This window comes from Pedobacter sp. SYSU D00535, assembly GCF_017355855.1.
Classification (GTDB): Bacteria; Bacteroidota; Bacteroidia; order Sphingobacteriales; family Sphingobacteriaceae; genus Desertivirga.
Genome location: NZ_JAFEWD010000012.1, coordinates 100,598 through 119,171 on the forward strand (window position 1 = coordinate 100,598; position 18,574 = coordinate 119,171).

Consider the following 18,574-nt stretch of genomic DNA (forward strand, 5'->3'; position numbering starts at 1 on the left):
CTAATTTCTTAAAACTTGGTTTTTTTGTTATATCTGCTTCTGATCAGCACCGCAATACCATTCATCATAAAGGTAAACATTAGAAGAATAATAATAGCTGCTGCTGCATTGGTTACGAACCCTGCTTGCGGACGTGTAACCCAGTTGAATATTTGAATTGTTAAGACAGTAAATTCGTCCATTGGGCCCTCTGGAACGAAAGGAACATATACCAAGGCGCCAATAACAATTAGTGGAGCAGTCTCTCCAATCGCTCTTGAGATTGCCAAAATCAGTCCGGTCATGATGCCCCCGAAAGCCGAAGGAAGAACAACATTACTGATGGTTTGCCACTTAGTTGCTCCTAAACCATAAGAGGCTTCCCGCAGCGACTTTGGTACAGCTTTTATCGCCTCCCGTGTAGAAACGATGATGATGGGCAGGATCAGGAGCGAGAGCGTAAGAGCTCCCGTCAAAATACTGTTGCCCAGTCCCAGCACCCGGCCGAACAACTCCAAGCCCAGAATACCGTAAATGATAGAAGGGACTCCAGCGAGGTTGGCGATATTTACTTCAATGAAGTTGGTGAACCAGTTTTTTTTACCGTATTCCTGCAGGTAGATGCCCGCTGCCATCCCGATAGGAAAGGCAATAATTACAGTAAGCACCAAAATCCAAACCATTCCAAAAAGGGCAGTATAAATTCCTGCACTAGATGCCCGGCGTGAAGGGAGACTGGTGATGAAGTCCCAGTCTATTCTTGAAAGCCCCTGTGAAAACACCACATAGAGAAGCACCGCAAGCACAACCAGACCGAGAAATGTGCAGACAATTGCAAAAGACTTAAACCCAAGGTTCTTGATCTTATTGATTTGCGAACTATTCATACTTCTGCTGGAACTTTTTCTTGATGAAAAAACTGACGTTATTTAGGATAAAGGTGAAGATAAACAATGTGATACCTGCCGAGAAAATCGTGCTGTACTCTAAAGAATTCCGGGGTACATCTCCCATACTTACCTGAACAATATAAGTGGTAATAGTTTCAATGGAGTGGATGGGATTTAGTGTAAGTCGCGGCTCCTGCCCTGCTGCTACGGCTACAATCATTGTTTCTCCAATAGCCCGGGAGATAGCAAGAATCACCGACACAATGATCCCAGAGGAAGCTGCGGGCACCATTACCCGAAAAGCCGTCTGCAACCGTGTTGATCCCATTCCGTAGGCCGCTTCTCTCAATGATTTCGGAACCGCCCGCAATGCATCTTCACTTAGGGAAGAGATATAGGGAATAATCATCACCCCCATTACCAAACCTGCAGATAGTGCGTTGAAACCTGAAAGGTTAGGGATGAACGACTGCAGGAGGGGCGTAACAAATGTTAAAGCAAAGAAACCATAAACTACTGTTGGAACGGCTGCAAGCACCTCTAACGTGGGCTTAACAAACGCCGTGAACTTCGGATGTGCATACTCATTAAGGTAAATTGCTATAGTTAAGCCTAAGGGAAGAGCCACTGCAATAGCAATAACTGTTGTTAAAAGCGTACCACAAACAAGGGGCAGTATACCGAACCGTTTTTCAGCAAAAAGAGGAGTCCACTCGGTTCCTGTGAAAAATTCTACGATAGATACTTCCTGAAAAAAACGAACCGATTCGGTAGCAAGCACTAAAACAATTCCAAGCGTGGTAAAAACTGTAACCAGACTGCAAAGAATCAAAAAGCTTTCAATCGCTTTTTCTTTAAATTTTAACATCGTTCCTGTTTATACAAAAAACTTCCCGATACAAGAACGGGAAGCTTGTCGATATGTTAAAGCGTATTTTATTTTTCTGCTTTTAAAAGGTCGGCCATGTTTACGCCTACCGTATTTTGTCCGCTGCCGAAAACAGTACCTGTTTTTTTGTTTTGAAACTTTTTCAATGCAAGTTCATAAACTTCTGCAGGCAACGCTACCGAACCTACTTCTTTCGCCAATTCACCTGCATTTTTCAAGTAAAATTCTACGAAAGATTTCACTGCGGGACGATCAGCTGACTTGGCATTTACGTAGATAAACTCAGGGCGGGCAAGCGGCTGATAAGTACCGTTGCTTACTGTTTCAATAGTAGGCAGGATTGGGCCTTTACCGTTCGAGTCGTCTTTATCATCGATCGGGATCAACTTCAATTTGTCCGCATTATTTTGATAGTAAGCTAAGCCAAAATATCCCAAAGCATTTTTGTCGGAAGATACACCTTTTACAAGTACATTGTCGTCTTCACTAGCGTTATAATCTCCTCTGGATGATTTAGCTTTTCCAACAATTGCCTCGGTGAAATAATCATAAGTACCTGAAGCAGTTCCAGCTCCATAAAGATTGATAGGTTGATTAGGGAAAGAGGCGCGCACCTGATTCCAGGTTTTGATTTTACCCTGTGCTGCTGGTTCCCATAATTTCTTAAGCTCTTCTACTGTCAGGTAATCTACGAAATCATTCTCTTTATTTACTACTACTGCCAAACCATCATATGCTACAGGCAGCTCGATAAAATCGATTCCTGACTGTTTCATTGCTTCTACTTCCTCTGATGAGATCGGACGGGAAGCATCGTTAATATCAATTTCTCCCCGGGAGAACTTTTTGAAACCTCCACCGGTACCCGACTCTCCTACAGTAACCCTTACATCGGGTGCTTCGTTTCTGAACTCTTCGGCCACAGCTTCCGACAGCGGATATACCGTACTTGATCCATCTATTTTAACTTCTCCGGATTCACCTCCGGAAGTAGTCTTATTATTTTTGCCACCGCAAGCAGCAAGGACAATAAGAATGTTCAACATTAAAATTAGTTTCTTCATCTCTGTTTTTTGATTTTGCAAATTACTTTGATTGTTATTACAAGTATATTACCTCAATATTAAATTAAAGTTAAGTTAACATACTAAAAACCGATTTCTACCTGGAATCTATACATCCACTCCGAGGACCGATCATCTTCCTCCAAAAGACTAACATCGCTCTGTACTTTTAGCGTGTGTCCGGCAAGATATTTTGAGACACCAAGTGTATATTGTTTTTCGGTACTGTTTTCTGTTATATCAATAGGATCTATAGAAGAATATCGTGCGGCTAGCTCGAAGTTATTTTTAAATAAATATCCCGCCTGCAAGTTAAATCCCGTTCCCGTAAAAAAACTGTTCTCCACATCTCCGTCATTAGTCAGGGAGACTATCGGAGATCCGTTTGTCCTTTTATCTGCGTATTCGGCCATGGCGGAAAGACCCCTATACTTGAACATAGCGTCTACAAACAACGTTTTCAGATCCCTTTGTGCGCTAAGGAACTCGCCCAGTTGTCCCCTTTCTCTGCTTGCCCGGCTGTTAAAATCATACGTTGCCCCGATACTTAGTTTCGGTGTTTTTTCCCTGGCGAGGTCGGCACCAAAGTAATCACCCTCATCTTCAAAGTCGCCGAAAGGCAATACTTCTACCCGTCCGGTAAAATCATAACCTCCTCTGTTATCTTCCGTTATGTTTCTTCCTTCACCCATAGAAATCGCTGCCACCTCACGAAATATAGCTTCTCCTGTCTTGAATTGATGATGAAGTTGAAAACCTAAATCCCGGTCAATGTTATAGCGGGAGTTCAATAGACTCCGATCGACAAACTGCAATCGCTGGCTAGAAATAACGCGTTCCCTGTTTCCCGGCAATTTAGTCTGACCAAACCACAAACTGAAACCAGGCGAAAAATTCCATTTTGCTACGGCATCTAATACAATATTAGAGGTATTTGAATTCTGGGGCGCCGCACCTGCAATGTCGGCATTACTTAGAGCAAGTTCAATTTTATATTCAAAATCAGGATTAAAGGCAAACCCCTCAAATTTCAACCGAGCTCTTCTAACCTGTATGTTATCCGAGTACTGATCATTAGCAAGACTATGAGTCCCAGAATAAAGCGTCTGGACCCGTCCATTTATCCTGGTGTAGAAGGACGAGTCTGCTGCCATTATCCGAATACCCTTGCCTACTTTTTCTTTAACAACTATTTGGGCGTTGGCGGCCAAAGCGAATAAAAACACAGAACACCCCAAAAAACCTTTTTTCATTCTGACACTTATCATTGTGTAGCTGTTAGTATGTTCAAATCAGCAATTAACTGGCCGAAATTGTTTGTTAAATCGCTGTTCCAAAATTATTAACAGCAGATTAAGCAAAGGCAAATCCAATGTTAAATTATTATTAACTGTTAATATTAAAGTAATACAAATGAAACCTCTACTGTTTCTGCATTTCCTATTTATCTGTGTCGTTGCTAGTGCTCAGCCAGACACCTTGTCCATTTCCTTAGAATCAGTTAAATACGCCTATCCGGTAAAGTACCTGAACGTAGCCTCTGAAGGGCAAGATTTACGGATGGCTTATATGGATGTCCGCGCTTCCCGCCCTAATGGAAAGACAGTTATGTTATTTCATGGAAAAAACTTTGCCGGCTATTACTGGACAGAAGTAATTAAAGCCTTAAACCGGGAGGGTTACCGAGTTGTGGTCCCCGATCAAATCGGTTTTGGCAAGTCATCAAAACCCTATATCCACTATAGCTTTCACTTGCTTTCACGATTCAACAAACAGTTGCTTGATACACTGCGAATTCAGAAAGTTGCTATTTTAGGACATTCTATGGGTGGAATGCTTGCTACCCGCTTCGCTTTAATGTATCCGGACCGTACAGAAAAACTGCTACTTGAAAATCCAATTGGATTAGAAGACTACCGAGCCTTCGTGCCTTATATAAGTACAGAAGAGCAATATAAAGCCGAACTGAAATCTTCAGCAGAAAGCATCAAAAACTACTACCAAAGCTCCTACTTTCCCCAATGGAAAAGTGAATACAACTATTTGGTAGATGTTGCAGCCGGAACGACAAAAAGCGCAGAATTTCCACGGTCTGCAAAGGTCTCGGCGATGACCTTTACTATGATATATGAACAACCAGTGGTGCATGAATTTCCCAACCTTAAAGTTCCTACTGTACTTTTCATAGGCCTTGAAGATAAGACCATCGTAGGAAAAGGGCTTCTCTCCAAAGAGGAGCAGGCTTCGCACGGCAGGTACAAAATACTGGGAAAGCAGATCGCAGGAAAAATCCCCAATGCCAAATTGATAGAATTTGAGGGAGTAGGGCATATTCCGCATATCCAAATATCAGAACAGTTTATCAATTCATTACTTAAAAACCTTAACTAAACTATATGCTTTTTCCTATCGGGGATGACAATGTAAGAGGGAAACACAAGCCGGTATTCACCTATCTTCTAATTATTCTGAATTGCTATTTTTTCTGGCAGGAACTGCAATTGAACGAACAGCAACTGGGGCAGCTATTTTACACCTACGGCGCTGTTCCGTCTGAAGTAACAAGCGGCAGAAGCTTGCATACCCTCTTTACCAGCATGTTTCTGCACGGTGGATGGATGCATCTAATAGGCAATATGCTCTTTCTGTGGATCTTTGCCGATAATATCGAAATATCAATCGGGAACATCCGATTCATTCTCTTCTACCTGGCCGGGGGCGTTTTTGCAGCTCTCGTTCACTGCCTGGTGCTACCTGGCAGCACCATTCCTTGCATTGGAGCTTCGGGAGCCATTGCCGCTACGCTCGGGGCTTACCTGGTTATGTTCCCTTCTTCCCGTATTAAAATCCTGTTTTTCTTTTTTGTGTTCCGGGTCTCGGCCTTCGCATTTCTTTTATTCTGGATAGCTCAACAACTGTTTGAAGGTTATGCTACCCTGGGACTCCAAACTGCTGATACCGCTGGCATTGGTTATTGGGCGCACATTGGGGGCTTTGGCTATGGCTTTGTTAGAGGCTTTTTCTTCAGATCTCGCAAGAAAAAAGGAAAAGAAAGCTACGATTATTACTAACAGTGCTTTATTTGCAGGATGGACTTTATTGCACAAACAGAAGAATTTGTAAAAGAAACATTAGCAGGAGCAGAAGCGGGACATGATTGGTGGCATATATACAGGGTATGGCAAACAGCAAAGAACATTGCTTCGAAAGAAGAAGTAGACCTGCTAACAGTAGAACTCGCTGCCCTACTGCATGACATTGCCGATTCTAAATTTAATGCAGGCGATGAAGAAGTAGGTCCGGCAAAAGCAGCGGCCTTTTTAGAAAGCCTGGGCGTGGATAAGGAAAGAATAGCGCATGTTGGACAGATCATACTCAATATGTCCTTTAAAGCCAGCCTAGGAGAAGTGACCTATCATTCAAAAGAGTTGGAAGTGGTGCAGGATGCAGATCGGCTGGATGCTATTGGCGCTATCGGCATTGCCCGCGCTTTCAGCTTTGGCGGCTATAAACAACGTGAATTCTACAACCCAGCAATTGCACCAAACTTAAACATGAGCAAGGATGAGTACAAAAAAAGCGCGGCGCCAACTATCAACCATTTTTATGAAAAGCTTCTGCTGCTGAAGGACAAGATGAACACAGCCACTGGCAAAAAACTCGCCGAGAAACGACATCAGTTTATGGAGTTGTATCTGGAAGAATTCTATCGGGAGTGGAACGGCGGGTAGACCATTCCGCCTGCAGCGGTGGGGCGGCTACAATAGTCGCAGGATCAAAATGGTAAGAAAGTAGCCGAGCATTGCCAGTCCGCTTACCATAGTCATTTTACTCATAAATTTAAAGTTCGCATTGTGCCTATCCTTCCAGCTTCTGATTAGCCATTTCAAAAAGACAAACATGACCGGAAGAACAAAAACCAGGAACAACCAAAAGTAGACGGTTGTATGCTGAAGCTCCCAGTAATGAAACATCAGGCCGCAACCTAGGGCAAACAAACATCCAGCGAACACAAAAGTCCCCTTAACTCCAAGAACTAAGCTGAGCGTGCGGTCTCCCCTTTTTAAGTCTTCTTCATGTTGGTAGACCTGGGTAAGTGGATAAGATGCCCCTATCAAGCAAGAGCAAGTTAACCCGGCAACAATATTTGGATACGACCAACTTTGAGCCAGGCTTAATTCTGAGATAGCTGCATAACTTGCCCAATAGATAAAGGCGCCTTGAAAAATAAAAACAACCAGAAAGCTAAGATAGGGATGAGCCTTCAGGCGTACTGACGGATGACTGTACATTTTAGACAGGACGCCGTAAAGTACTGCCGCCATTGCAAATTCCAGACTTACCAGCAAAGCGAGTAAAACGCCGATCCCTTCCAATAGAAGCGAGAAATTGTACAAGGACTTATCTACAGCCGGTGGCTTTTCTATCAAAGCGATGCTGCCTTCATCTTTGTCAAAATAACTATTGTAGCCGTTGCTGGCTGGATAGACGAAAAAGTGCCAGACAACGAACACTAGAAAGGCGCTCCATGAACTAACTTCTGGCGCTTGGCTCAGGGCGAATACAAAAACTGGCAGCAGGAACAATGAGAACATGAACCTCAGGTGCAGCAAGGCCGATTTGGTAGGTAGAAGCTTCATTTGCAAACCTTAGCTGTTGATTTATGTTCTTAAAAATATAAAAAATTAAGATGGAAAGCATTATATCAGCAATAGGAACAGCAAACCCTGAATATCGTTTTCCTCAGCAGCAAATCCTGAACTTCATGATTGATGCGCACCAGCTTAGCGAAACTGACGGCGGCCGCCTCAGAAAGTTATATGACGCTTCAGGTATCGCGTTCAGACACTCTGTAATACAGGACTTTGGAGTGCCACGTGGAACTTTTTCCTTTTTTGGAAATGACAATCATTTAAGCCCTTTTCCCGATACCAAAAAACGAAGTGAACTTTATGAGAAAACAGCAAAAAAAATAGCACTGGAAGCCTTGCAGCGACTATTTCAGCAACGCCATATCCTACCTACCGAAATAACTCACCTTATTACCGTGAGCTGCACCGGCATGTATGCTCCCGGCCTCGATATTGACCTTATTCAGGACGCGGGACTGAACCCTTCAATTGAGCGTACCTGTATCAACTTCATGGGTTGTTACGGCGCCTTTAATGGCTTAAAAACGGCTGATTACATCTGCAGAGCCGATCACACAGCTAAGGTACTGATGGTCGACGTGGAACTGTGCACGCTCCACTTCCAGCGGGAAAGCACCCTGGATAACTGGATTGCAAACTCGCTTTTTGCCGACGGGGCAGCCGCTGTATTAGTTGAATCAACTAAACAAGCATCTATTACCGGTCTGATACTTAAAACCTTTTACAATACTATCGTTCCTGAGGCCAAAGACGAGATGGCCTGGAGAATTGGGAACTCCGGATTTGAAATGAGACTATCCTCTCAGATAGCAAAAAACATAGGCAGAAAAATTAATCATGTAGCTGATCAACTGATTCAAAAGGCAGGATTAGCTGCAGCATCAATAACACAGGTAGCCATACATCCCGGGGGGCGGAGAATCTTGGAAGTTTGCGAAGAAAATCTTAATCTCCCTGAGGAAGCACTTCAAAGCTCTTATGATGTACTCCGGCAATTTGGAAATATGTCCTCGGTGACTATCCTCTTTGTACTACAACGTCTCCTGCAAAAAATACAGCCTGGCGAAAAAGCTATGAGCTTCGCCTTTGGTCCCGGCCTAACCGTGGAGAGCATGATCTTAGAAGCGGCGTAAAAATGGCGGATTTCAGCAAGCGAAGCACAGAAGCGGAAATGATGGACGATTTCAACCTCGGTCCTGAAACCATAAATCCAATTATGGACGAGCTCGAAGTGATCAACCGACTGCTGGGCGGCTATGCTGTTTTCTTCAACGCTTTCAACACGTTGAATCTGAAGAACGACATGATTATAAGCGATTGGGGTTGCGGGGGTGGCGACTCGCTTAGGGTTCTGGTACGATGGGCTAGAAAAAAGAGATTGAACCTACGGTTTGTAGGGGTAGATGCTACCGCCACTGCTATAGACTATGCCCGGAATAAATCCGTAGACTTCCCCGAGATTAGCTATCTCCACGGGGATGTATTCTCCCCAGAGCTCTCGGAAGATCAATTTGACATCGTTTTATCAAGTCTATTTACCCATCATTTCAAGGATTCGGAATGGATCGCACTTATGCAAAAAATGCTAAAGTGTAGTCGTTACGCGGTAGTTGTCAATGATCTGCACCGGCATTGGTTTGCTTATCATTCAATTGGAGCACTCACTAAAGCGTTCTCAAAATCAAAAATGGTAAAACACGACTCTCAGCTTTCGGTACTGCGCGGTTTTAAACGAGCAGAAATTGAGCGAATGCTGGCCGAGGCCGGAATTACAAATTACCGTCTCAAGTGGAAATGGGCCTTCCGCTGGGAGTTGATACTTTTCAAGCAAGAACATGCAAGCATTTAAACAGCCCCAGAAGAAAAGGGACAAAACCGTCACCATTGTTGGCGGGGGACTGGCGGGCTTAACCCTTGCGATATTACTAAACAGAGGAGGATTTGATGTAACGGTGGTTGAAAAAAAAGTGTATCCATTCCATCGTGTCTGCGGTGAATACATTTCGAACGAGGTCCTGCCGTTGCTTATCAAAATTGGTATCCACCCCAGCGACTATGGCGCTTCTAGTATTCAGAAACTTGCCGTTAGCTCCCCTTCTGGAAGAATATTCAGGACTACTTTAGATTTGGGTGGTTTCGGACTCAGCCGTTTTCATCTGGATCAATTGATGTTTGAGCAGGCGAAGCGGGAGGGTGTACAGTTCCTGCTCGGACTGAAGGCCAACAACATTGTATTCTCTGACAACAACTTCACCACCTCCCTATCGAACCACAGCGATCTTATAAGCTCCTATGTCATCTCTGCTCACGGAAAGCGGTCGAACCTGGATAAGCACCGAGCCTTTTTCTCCAAACGTAGTCCGTATTTGGGTGTAAAGTACCATATAAAGGCAGATTTACCGAGGGATCTCATTCAGCTGGACAACTTCGAGGGCGGCTACTGCGGAACTGTAAAAATTGAACAAGATAAATATTGCTTATGCTATCTTACCAAGACGGACAACCTGAAAAGGGCCGGCTCTCTGGAGGAGATGGAAAAAAACATATTGTCTCGAAACCCTTTTTTAAAGCATTGCTTCACAGAGGCGGAATTTATTTACGATAAACCCGAAGTCATCAATGAAATATCTTTTGCAGTAAAGTCGCTGATTGAAGACCATGTGCTATTTTGCGGCGATTCGGCTGGGATGATTAGCCCCCTTTGTGGAAACGGCATGGCGATAGCAATTCATTCAGCCAAAATCCTTGCTGATCTGCTTTGCAAATATCATTTATCTCCCAGATCCCGCCTGGAACAGGCCTATAAACAGGCCTGGAACAATGAATTTCGAAGGCGGCTTCAGTTCGGTCGGCAGGTTCAAAAACTATTCGGTAAAAATATTCTGTCAGAATTTGCAGTTAGTACACTTAATATATCCCCTTCCCTGGCCGAAATCATCATAAAAAAAACACATGGCCGGCCTTTTTAGTATCATTGTAATATGAAACTTAGAGTATTAGTTTTTATTAATGCTTTTGTGGTTGCCATGGCGCTTGCGCTGGTAAACTTTTATTTTCAACAAAGCATTTCTCATTCTGTTCTGGCCTTTGCCATTACGCTTGTTGTCTGTTTTATCGTCTTTTACTACCTCATTGAGCGCTACGTTTACAGCAAAATCAAGCTCATATACAAACTCATTCACAATCTGAAGCTTGGAAAAGACCTGAAAGATGCTTTGGGAGAATACGTAAGTAATGACCCGATCAACGACGTGGAGAACGAGGTAAAGGAGTGGGCCAGCGTAAAAAAGATAGAAATAGAGGCACTGAAACAACAGGAGCAATACCGCCGAGAGTTCCTGGGTAATATCTCACACGAACTAAAGACTCCGCTTTTTGCAATACAGGGTTATCTCGAAAACTTGCAGGAAGACGGCTTTGAGGATCATGACATGGCCATGCAGTTTGTGAACAAGGCGGCGAAAAATGCCGAGCGGCTCAATCTTCTAATCAAAGACATCGATATTATTTCCAAGCTCGAAAGCGGCGACCTTCCTATCAACTTTGAAAAGTTCGACATTACTGTATTGATCAAAGAGGTGCTGGAGCAAATGGAAGGAAAAGCGAGGAAGCATAAAATAGAATTCATCTTTAAAGACAAGTACGATATTGCGACTTGGGTAAACGCTGACAGGGACAAAATTTGTCAGGTGCTTGTAAACCTTGTAGAGAACTCCATTAAGTATGGGAAGGAGAACGGAAGTACGTCTATCAAATTATTTGAGCTTCACGATCAGATTTTGGTGGAAGTAACAGACGATGGCATTGGCATCGAGGAAAAGTGCCTGCCAAGGCTATTTGAGCGGTTCTTCAGGACTGACAAAAGTAGATCAAGACAAATCGGAGGCTCCGGCCTGGGTTTGGCTATCGTAAAACATATCCTGGAAGCACATCAACAGACCATTACTGTCAGGAGTACCGAAGGCGTGGGCACAACCTTTGCTTTTACGCTCGAACGTGTAAAACAACCATTTATAAGTGTTTAAGCAAAGTGTTAACATTAACTTAACATACGGTTAATACCTTTGTAACACTTATAGATAACTAAATGTCATTAAACAGTATTCTCCAGTATTTCGTTCCGAAGGACCGAAAATTCTTTCCGTTGTTTGAGCAGGGAAGCGCAAATCTAATCTCTTTAGGTGAGGCACTACAAGAACTGGTCAACACCAACGATCTTCAAAAAAAACAGGAATTAACGAAGCGAATCGAAGATTTAGAACACCGGGGAGACGAAATCACCCATCAAATTTTCCTGGAGCTTGGTAAAAACTTCATCACCCCCTTCGATAGGGAAGACATTCACTTATTGGCTTCTGCTATTGATGATATTGCCGATTTCATCCATGGATCCTCTACCCGCATGCAACTGTACAAAGTAACAGAAGCTACTCCGGCAATTAAGAAATTGGCTGATTTGATTCTGCAAGGATGCCAGGATGTTGATAAAGCGGTGAGAGTGCTTAAAGACCTTAAAAACATCCGCACTATCACCGACTCTTGCGTGCGCATTAACAGCATGGAAAACCAGGCTGACTACGTTTTTGATACCGCGGTAGCAGAGCTTTTCGAACATGAGAAGGACGCAATTGCACTTATCAAGTACAAGGAAGTACTCTCAGCGTTAGAAACAGCAACAGACAAGTGTGAAGATGCTGCCAACGTACTTGAGTCTATTTTGGTTAAACACGCCTAATCGGAAAAGGAATAAATGGTCACAACACTTCTTATTGCGGTCATTGCACTCGCAATAATTTTCGATTTTATAAATGGTTTCCACGATGCCGCAAACTCCATTGCAACCATTGTGTCTACCAAAGTGCTTTCACCACTATCGGCGGTTATCTGGGCAGCATTCTTTAACTTCATTGCGCTCTTTATTTTTCCACTACATGTAGCAGATACAATAGCAAAAACAGTGGATGCAACCGCTATCAGTCTTACGGTGGTTGCTGCAGGACTTTTAGCTGCTATCACCTGGAACCTGTTTACTTGGTTCTTTGGAATCCCTTCCAGCTCCTCGCATACCCTTATTGGTGGTTTTGCGGGTGCTGCGATCGCGCATGCTGGTTTTGACGTAGTTCGTTACTCTAAAGTGATGCCAACAGTGTATTTTATTGTACTAGCACCACTTATCGGAATGATTGTGTCTTATGCGATATCAATTATCACTATGCACTTATGTAAGCGATCCAATCCATCTAAAGTAGATAAGATCTTCCGGAGGCTGCAGCTCGTTTCGGCGGCGGCCTACAGTCTTGGCCACGGCGGTAACGATGCTCAAAAAGTAATGGGTATTATCGGGGCTGCCCTGATTGCCCAGCAAGTAATCCCAAGCATGGAAGAACTGCCTTTATGGGTTCCTGTAGCCTGTCACGCAGCGATTGCTATTGGAACTATGTTCGGCGGTTGGAAGATTGTAAAGACAATGGGCCAGAAAGTAACGAAACTTTCTCCCTTTGAAGGATTTGCTGCAGAAAGTGCGGGAGCGTTGACCTTATTCGCTACTGCCAACCTGGGAATTCCAGTATCAACAACCCATACAATTACCGGATCCATCATGGGAGCTGGAATCACCAAGCGGATCTCTGCAGTACGTTGGGGAGTGACAATCAATATTATCTGGGCGTGGGTGTTAACTATCCCCGTTTCGGCCTTACTTGCTGCCCTCTTCTACTGGGTAATGTCGCTATTCGCATAACGTCACATTCATAAAACTTAGGAGCCGCCACTCTATTGGGCGGCTTTTTTTATATCAGCCCGGCAAAGAAATCTTTCCCATCATCAGCTGAGGGCCAGCGCCAGTAGCGATAGCCGATCCGCAAAGGGTCTCGTTTGCTAAAATAGCAAAGAGGACGGCCTCCTTCGCATCTCCTCCCAGGCCAAGAACTTCCGTTTTTCTAACTTCCAGTCCCAAGCTTTCGCTCAACCTTTTTAATAGGAACCGGTTATGCGCTCCTCCTCCGCTCGCATACAGTCCATATTGCTGCCCCGGTATGCCTTGTCTTAAAGTCCTCACAATTCCCTGAACAGTAAATTCCGTGACTGTGGCAATGAGATCAGTTGGAGACGCATTAGAGCCCCTCGCCTTTAACTGCGCTGCTTCGAGATACTGCAAATTAAAAAGCTCTGGCCCGGTAGTTTTTGGCAAGGGCTCAGAGAAAAAGCGATGGTCCATCAGGGCCTGCAAAAGTTCGACGATGACCGTTCCTGACGATGCGATCGTTCCATCCGCATCATAAGGTTTATCAAACAATTTCTTAGTCAGGGCGTCAATGAGCGTATTACCGGGACCAGCATCAGTGCAAATAATAGGGCCCTTCTGTTGGGTTCGGGGTAAATAAGTAAAGTTGGAAATGCCACCTATATTCAACAACACCCTATCTTCCTCATCAGATGAAAACAAGATCGTATCGCCATATAAAGCTAGCGGAGCTCCTTCCCCACCTGCTGCTACATGCTTTTGCCGGAAATCGCTAAGCACAGGTATCCCTGTCGATACCGAAAGATGGTCGCCGTCTCCAATTTGCAAAGTGGCATCGGGATAACCAGCTTGTCGGTGGATTCGTTGTGGAGCGTGGTATACTGTCTGTCCATGACTGGCAATACAGGTGACGCTGCTTGGGACAACTCTCCAGCGACTAAGGCACGTCAGCACAAGTTCTCCGTGCATTCTTCCAACGTAGGCATTCAGCAGAGTGAGCTTCTCGAGATCGATTTCCCGCTTAGAAAATACCTGACGAACGTCGTCTTTGAACTTTTCCTCGTAGGGCAAGGTTTCGAAGCCTAAAAGTTCCAGATGGGTAGCAAGCCCGGATCCCTTTATCCGACAGAGGGCCACGTCGAGTCCATCAAGTGAGGTGCCGGACATCAACCCAACTATCAGACGGCTGTCCAGTTCCGCCGCTTTACTTAAACGCGTCAACCATGAATTCATAAATAAAAGTAGCAATTGCTACGAAAGAATTGCTTTTAGAAATGATAAGCATTAGCTTTAATAGCTATAGAGTTTAAATTGTGAATACCACGAAAAGGCTTGTGTCACTCGACACCTTCAGAGGGCTGACCGTTGCAGCTATGATTCTAGTAAATAATCCAGGAAATTGGGGCGCCCTTTATCCACCTTTAAGACATGCAAATTGGCATGGATGTACCCCTACCGACCTTATTTTTCCCTTTTTCCTGTTTATCGTTGGCGTGGCCATTACCTTTTCTCTAGGATCAAGGAAAAGAGAAATTTCAAATCATAAAAGCCTGGTAGGCTCCATCATCAAAAGAACAGTGATACTGTTTGCACTCGGCCTCATACTTGCCCTATTTCCCCTTGTACTGACAGATCCTCTCGAAGCACTAAAAACGGTTAGGATACCGGGAGTATTGCAACGAATAGCGCTCGTTTTCTTCGCTACTGCCATTATTTTCCTAAAAATGGGATGGAAAGCACAGGCGGGAATCTTCGCAGGATTGTTAGGCCTTTACTGGATACTGCTTACTCAGGTACCCGTCCCCGGCATTGGGCCTGCAAACTTTGATCCGGATACAAATTTGGGTGCATGGCTTGATAGGGTAGTATTTGGGGAATCGCACCTCTGGCAGCAGTCAAAAACCTGGGACCCGGAAGGACTACTTGGAACGCTGCCAGCAATTGCAACCTGCCTGTCGGGAGTATTAACCGGACAGCTGGTCAAGAGCAAGCGCATTGCCAACGGCTCAAAACTAATGTCCATGTTTGGGGCTGGAATCGTCTTCCTTTCTGCCGCTATCTGGTGGGACGACTCCTTCCCAATAAACAAAGCTTTATGGACTAGCTCCTATGTATTATATACCTCGGGATTTGCGATGCTACTATTTGCAATACTTTACGGAGTTATAGATCTCAAAGGCTATGAAACGTGGACAAAACCCTTCGTTTTTTATGGAGTCAATGCTATTACCGTATTTTTCCTATCCAGTATAATGGCGAAATCGATGAATGCAATAAAGATAACTGCAGCGGGCGAGGAAGTGAGCTTGAAAACCTGGATCTATACCAGTGTTTACACCCCTTACCTGTCGCCATTGAATGCTTCATTGGCCTGGGCCTTTACCTTTGTATTCATCTGGATGTTGATCCTCTGGTGGATGTATAGCAAGAAAATAATAATTAAAGTCTGACGTACTATACTTGATATCCTAATAAACGTAATCCAATTACTATGAAAAAAATTCTAACTAAAAACCTTGTCCCCATTTGGATAGTGACTGCATTTACTGTCGCGGCTTGCAGCGTGAACAGGCAGACCAACACCACGCCAACGATTGCGGTAACACCGAAAGCAGATACGTTGCCTACGGATACGGCTGTACTTATTGGGAAACTAGACAACGGATTCACCTATTACATCAGAAGGAATATCGAACCCAGAAACCGGGCTCAGTTATATTTGGCAGTAAAGGCAGGTTCTATCCTCGAAAACGAAAACCAGTTGGGCCTGGCCCATTTTATGGAGCACATGAGCTTTAACGGCACTAAAAACTTTCCTAAAAATGCTCTTGTAGATTACTTACAAAAGTCCGGCATCCGCTTCGGCGCCGACTTGAACGCCTACACAAGCTTCGATGAAACTGTTTATCAGCTCCCTATCCCAACAGACGACCCTGAACTATTAAAAAATGGCATCCAAATCATGCGAGACTGGGCCCAGGACGCATCGCTTGACTCGGCCGAAATAGAAAAAGAAAGAGGGGTAATTCTTGAAGAAAAACGACTTGGAAAAGGTGCACAGGAAAGAATGAGAAATAAATATCTCCCCTTACTTTTGAACAATTCCCGCTACTCTAATCGCTTACCAATAGGAACAGAAGAGGTACTAAAAAGCTTCAATCATGAGGCGCTTCGGCAGTTTTACAAAGATTGGTACAGACCAGACCTCCAGGCTTTGATAGTGGTAGGAGACATCGATGTGCAAAAGGTGGAACAAATGATTAAAAGCACCTTTTCGGATCTTAAAAAGCCGACAAATTCAAAAGCACGGACTGACTACGAAATTCCCTTACTTAATAAAAACCAATTTATTGCTGTTACCGATCCGGAAATGCCCTACACCGTAGCTCAAGTGCTGGTAAAGCATCCTGCGGCGGTGGTAAAAACAACGGCTGATTTAAGAAACGGCATTGTAAGATCCTTGTACAACCAAATGTTGGCTGCGCGCTTCTCCGAGCTGATGAAGCAGGCGAATCCTCCTTTTCTCCAGGCTGGAAGCAGTATAAGCGGTCTTTTGGCTGATCTTGATGTGGCCTCAACCGTGATAGTGGCCAAGCCAGGAGACCTTGAAAAAGGATTTAAAGCAGCCTTGACAGAAACTGAACGGGTTGAAAAGTTTGGCTTTACCGCGACAGAATTAGAACGAGCGAAGCAGTCGTATATGACTTCGATGGAGGCTGCTTACAATGAGCGCAGCAAGACCAATTCGCAAAACTACGTTCAGGAGTACTTAAGAATGTTCCTGGAAGGAGAAGCCAGTCCGGGCATCGAATACGAATACAATTTCGCCAAAAATACCCTCGGACAGATTTCGCTAAGCGATGTGAACGGCTTAGCAAAGCAGTACCTGGTCGATGTAAACCGAGATGTGATCATCATGGCTCCGGAAAAGGAGTCAGCAACTATTCCAAATGAAGCGACCATAAACACCTGGATACAGTCGGTGGAGCAGCAAAACCTAAGTGCTTATGTCGACCAGGTATCGAACGAACCACTGATCAGCGCAAAACTAAACGGAGGAAAAGTCGTAGCTGAAAAAAAACTAGAAGCAATCGGGGTGACAGAACTGACCCTCAGCAATGGGGTGAAGGTGGTACTTAAACCCACCGATTTCAAAAATGATGAAATTATTTTTAGCGCTTCAAGTCCTGGTGGAACATCCTTATACCCTGATGCCAGCTATCAGTCTGCAGCTAACGCGGCCAGCATTATAGGCAGAAGCGGTGTCGGGAACTTCAATTCCATCCAGTTGCCCAAAATGCTTGCCGGTAAACGGGTGTCGGTAAGCCCTTACATTTCTGAACGTACCGAGGGCATCAGCGGCTACGCTTCACCCAAGGACTTGGAAACGGCCTTACAGCTCACCTATCTGTTTTTTACGCAACCGCGTAAGGATGAGGAAATCTTCCAAGCGCATGTTGCACAACAGAAAGGAGCCATTGCCAACCGCGCCAGCGATCCTTCCAGCGTCTTTTCAGATACCATAGCAGCCGTTCTGGGGAACTACAATATTCGTCGTACCGGTCCAACCCTAAGTAAAATAGAGCAGATCAACCTGGATCAGGCCTATCAGATTTACAAAGAACGCTTTGCCGATGCAAGCGACTTTGCGTTCACGTTTGTTGGTACGTTTGATAATGAAAAGATCAAGCCACTCTTGGAGCAGTACCTGGGATCGCTCCCCACGCTAAAACGAAATGAACAGGCCCGAGACCTCGGGATACAGATTCCTGCAGGAAAAATAACGAAAGAAGTTCGGAAGGGCCAGGAAGATCAAGCAAGCGTGCGCTTAGTATTCAGCGGTGACTACAGCTACAACGAGGAAAACAATAACCTGCTTGACGCTTTGGCTGAAGTGCTGCAGATTAAGTTAATTGAACGCTTACGCGAAGAAGAAAGCGGAGTCTACAGTCCGGGAGCATATGTGAGCTATTCGAAGTACCCAAAAAACCGCTACGCCTTTACTATCGTGTTTGGTTCGGCTCCTGAAAACGTGGATAAGCTGACTAACGCTGCCTTAGATGAGATTAGCAAAATCAGGAAGAACGGCGCGGCTGCCACAGATATCGCTAAGTTTGTAGCCGAGGAAACAAGAACTACCGAAACCCAGCTGAAACAAAATAGCTTTTGGGCGAGCTATATCAGTAGCCAATATCAACTTAATGAAGACCCAACCGACGTGCTTGGGTATGTTGCGAGTTTGAAAAAGATCACCCCGGCTGCCCTTAAAACTGCAGCCAACAAATACTTGAGCGGCGCTAATTATATAAAATTCGTCTTGCTGCCAGAGAAAAAGTAAACCTCACAAAAAAGCCGTC

At 44.4% G+C, this 18,574-nt stretch carries 17 protein-coding genes; 11 read left to right on the top strand and 6 right to left on the bottom strand.

Translation table 11 applies throughout. The features are described from left to right. Positions 1 to 8: 8 nt before the first annotated feature. The 4 genes from pstA to J4N23_RS18235 all read right to left on the bottom strand — a co-directional run bounded on the left by pstA (position 9) and on the right by J4N23_RS18235 (position 4,075). A complete protein-coding gene (gene pstA / locus J4N23_RS18220) occupies positions 9 to 866 on the bottom strand; it encodes a phosphate ABC transporter permease PstA (protein WP_207429269.1) in 858 nt (285 codons plus the stop codon). Then, a complete protein-coding gene (pstC, locus tag J4N23_RS18225) occupies positions 859 to 1,737 on the bottom strand; it encodes a phosphate ABC transporter permease subunit PstC (RefSeq protein ID WP_207429270.1) in 879 nt (292 codons plus the stop codon). Before pstC ends, pstA begins: the two co-directional genes overlap by 8 nt. Positions 1,738 to 1,805: 68 nt before the next feature. Next, positions 1,806 to 2,822: a PstS family phosphate ABC transporter substrate-binding protein gene (locus J4N23_RS18230; RefSeq protein ID WP_207429271.1), complete on the bottom strand. Its 1,017-nt coding sequence runs from the start codon at positions 2,820 to 2,822 to the stop codon at positions 1,806 to 1,808. An 83-nt stretch (positions 2,823 to 2,905) separates the two neighbouring features. Then, positions 2,906 to 4,075, bottom strand: coding sequence for a porin (locus tag J4N23_RS18235; RefSeq protein WP_207429272.1), 1,170 nt, complete (start codon positions 4,073 to 4,075; stop codon positions 2,906 to 2,908). Positions 4,076 to 4,235: 160 nt separating this feature from the next. Between J4N23_RS18235 and J4N23_RS18240 the strand changes: the two genes are divergently transcribed. Genes J4N23_RS18240 through J4N23_RS18250 form a run of 3 tightly spaced genes read left to right on the top strand, consistent with a single transcriptional unit; the run spans position 4,236 to position 6,553 of the window. After that, positions 4,236 to 5,213, top strand: coding sequence for an alpha/beta fold hydrolase (locus J4N23_RS18240; protein ID WP_207429273.1), 978 nt, complete (start codon positions 4,236 to 4,238; stop codon positions 5,211 to 5,213). A 5-nt stretch (positions 5,214 to 5,218) separates the two neighbouring features. Then, a complete protein-coding gene (locus J4N23_RS18245) occupies positions 5,219 to 5,893 on the top strand; it encodes a rhomboid family intramembrane serine protease (RefSeq protein WP_207429274.1) in 675 nt (224 codons plus the stop codon). Between the two features lie 18 nt (positions 5,894 to 5,911). Beyond that, positions 5,912 to 6,553 (top strand): HD domain-containing protein, encoded by a 642-nt coding sequence (locus J4N23_RS18250; protein WP_207429275.1) that lies wholly within the window; start codon positions 5,912 to 5,914, stop codon positions 6,551 to 6,553. Positions 6,554 to 6,580: 27 nt separating this feature from the next. Here the strand turns inward: J4N23_RS18250 and J4N23_RS18255 are convergent, their stop codons facing one another. Beyond that, positions 6,581 to 7,462, bottom strand: coding sequence for a UbiA family prenyltransferase (locus J4N23_RS18255; RefSeq protein WP_207429276.1), 882 nt, complete (start codon positions 7,460 to 7,462; stop codon positions 6,581 to 6,583). 50 nt (positions 7,463 to 7,512) lie between these two features. Between J4N23_RS18255 and J4N23_RS18260 the strand changes: the two genes are divergently transcribed. The 6 genes from J4N23_RS18260 (at position 7,513) to J4N23_RS18285 (ending at position 13,214) form a co-directional block, all read left to right on the top strand. Then, a complete protein-coding gene (locus J4N23_RS18260) occupies positions 7,513 to 8,607 on the top strand; it encodes a type III polyketide synthase (protein ID WP_207429277.1) in 1,095 nt (364 codons plus the stop codon). A gap of 2 nt (positions 8,608 to 8,609) precedes the next feature. Continuing rightward, entirely contained in the window at positions 8,610 to 9,323 is a 714-nt protein-coding gene (locus J4N23_RS18265; RefSeq protein WP_207429278.1) for a methyltransferase domain-containing protein, read from the top strand. Next, positions 9,310 to 10,443: an NAD(P)/FAD-dependent oxidoreductase gene (locus J4N23_RS18270; RefSeq protein ID WP_207429279.1), complete on the top strand. Its 1,134-nt coding sequence runs from the start codon at positions 9,310 to 9,312 to the stop codon at positions 10,441 to 10,443. Before J4N23_RS18265 ends, J4N23_RS18270 begins: the two co-directional genes overlap by 14 nt. A gap of 12 nt (positions 10,444 to 10,455) precedes the next feature. Beyond that, the gene (locus J4N23_RS18275) at positions 10,456 to 11,499 is read left to right on the top strand and encodes a cell wall metabolism sensor histidine kinase WalK (RefSeq protein WP_207429280.1); all 1,044 of its coding nucleotides are present in this window, start codon (positions 10,456 to 10,458) and stop codon (positions 11,497 to 11,499) included. A 62-nt stretch (positions 11,500 to 11,561) separates the two neighbouring features. After that, entirely contained in the window at positions 11,562 to 12,209 is a 648-nt protein-coding gene (locus tag J4N23_RS18280) for a DUF47 domain-containing protein (RefSeq protein ID WP_207429281.1), read from the top strand. Positions 12,210 to 12,224: 15 nt separating this feature from the next. Beyond that, positions 12,225 to 13,214 (top strand): inorganic phosphate transporter, encoded by a 990-nt coding sequence (locus J4N23_RS18285; protein ID WP_207429282.1) that lies wholly within the window; start codon positions 12,225 to 12,227, stop codon positions 13,212 to 13,214. Between the two features lie 54 nt (positions 13,215 to 13,268). Here the strand turns inward: J4N23_RS18285 and J4N23_RS18290 are convergent, their stop codons facing one another. Next, positions 13,269 to 14,450: an anhydro-N-acetylmuramic acid kinase gene (locus tag J4N23_RS18290; RefSeq protein WP_207429283.1), complete on the bottom strand. Its 1,182-nt coding sequence runs from the start codon at positions 14,448 to 14,450 to the stop codon at positions 13,269 to 13,271. A gap of 80 nt (positions 14,451 to 14,530) precedes the next feature. Here J4N23_RS18290 and J4N23_RS18295 point away from each other — a divergent pair, with 80 nt between their 5' ends. Then, positions 14,531 to 15,667, top strand: a complete 1,137-nt coding sequence (locus J4N23_RS18295; protein ID WP_370527297.1) for an acyltransferase family protein — start codon at positions 14,531 to 14,533, stop codon at positions 15,665 to 15,667. Positions 15,668 to 15,708: 41 nt separating this feature from the next. Then, the gene (locus J4N23_RS18300; RefSeq protein ID WP_207429284.1) at positions 15,709 to 18,555 is read left to right on the top strand and encodes a pitrilysin family protein; all 2,847 of its coding nucleotides are present in this window, start codon (positions 15,709 to 15,711) and stop codon (positions 18,553 to 18,555) included. The last annotated feature ends 19 nt before the right edge of the window (positions 18,556 to 18,574 follow it).

What these genes read in the sequence shown, in the direction of transcription:
- pstA (WP_207429269.1), bottom strand. Translation starts at nt 866, where the DNA reads ATGAATAGTTCGCAAATCAATAAGATCAAGAACCTTGGGTTTAAGTCT.
- pstC (WP_207429270.1), bottom strand. Translation starts at nt 1,737, where the DNA reads ATGTTAAAATTTAAAGAAAAAGCGATTGAAAGCTTTTTGATTCTTTGC.
- J4N23_RS18230 (WP_207429271.1), bottom strand. Translation starts at nt 2,822, where the DNA reads ATGAAGAAACTAATTTTAATGTTGAACATTCTTATTGTCCTTGCTGCT.
- J4N23_RS18235 (WP_207429272.1), bottom strand. Translation starts at nt 4,075, where the DNA reads ATGAAAAAAGGTTTTTTGGGGTGTTCTGTGTTTTTATTCGCTTTGGCC.
- J4N23_RS18240 (WP_207429273.1), top strand. Translation starts at nt 4,236, where the DNA reads ATGAAACCTCTACTGTTTCTGCATTTCCTATTTATCTGTGTCGTTGCT.
- J4N23_RS18245 (WP_207429274.1), top strand. Translation starts at nt 5,219, where the DNA reads ATGCTTTTTCCTATCGGGGATGACAATGTAAGAGGGAAACACAAGCCG.
- J4N23_RS18250 (WP_207429275.1), top strand. Translation starts at nt 5,912, where the DNA reads ATGGACTTTATTGCACAAACAGAAGAATTTGTAAAAGAAACATTAGCA.
- J4N23_RS18255 (WP_207429276.1), bottom strand. Translation starts at nt 7,462, where the DNA reads ATGAAGCTTCTACCTACCAAATCGGCCTTGCTGCACCTGAGGTTCATG.
- J4N23_RS18260 (WP_207429277.1), top strand. Translation starts at nt 7,513, where the DNA reads ATGGAAAGCATTATATCAGCAATAGGAACAGCAAACCCTGAATATCGT.
- J4N23_RS18265 (WP_207429278.1), top strand. Translation starts at nt 8,610, where the DNA reads ATGGCGGATTTCAGCAAGCGAAGCACAGAAGCGGAAATGATGGACGAT.
- J4N23_RS18270 (WP_207429279.1), top strand. Translation starts at nt 9,310, where the DNA reads ATGCAAGCATTTAAACAGCCCCAGAAGAAAAGGGACAAAACCGTCACC.
- J4N23_RS18275 (WP_207429280.1), top strand. Translation starts at nt 10,456, where the DNA reads ATGAAACTTAGAGTATTAGTTTTTATTAATGCTTTTGTGGTTGCCATG.
- J4N23_RS18280 (WP_207429281.1), top strand. Translation starts at nt 11,562, where the DNA reads ATGTCATTAAACAGTATTCTCCAGTATTTCGTTCCGAAGGACCGAAAA.
- J4N23_RS18285 (WP_207429282.1), top strand. Translation starts at nt 12,225, where the DNA reads ATGGTCACAACACTTCTTATTGCGGTCATTGCACTCGCAATAATTTTC.
- J4N23_RS18290 (WP_207429283.1), bottom strand. Translation starts at nt 14,450, where the DNA reads ATGAATTCATGGTTGACGCGTTTAAGTAAAGCGGCGGAACTGGACAGC.
- J4N23_RS18300 (WP_207429284.1), top strand. Translation starts at nt 15,709, where the DNA reads ATGAAAAAAATTCTAACTAAAAACCTTGTCCCCATTTGGATAGTGACT.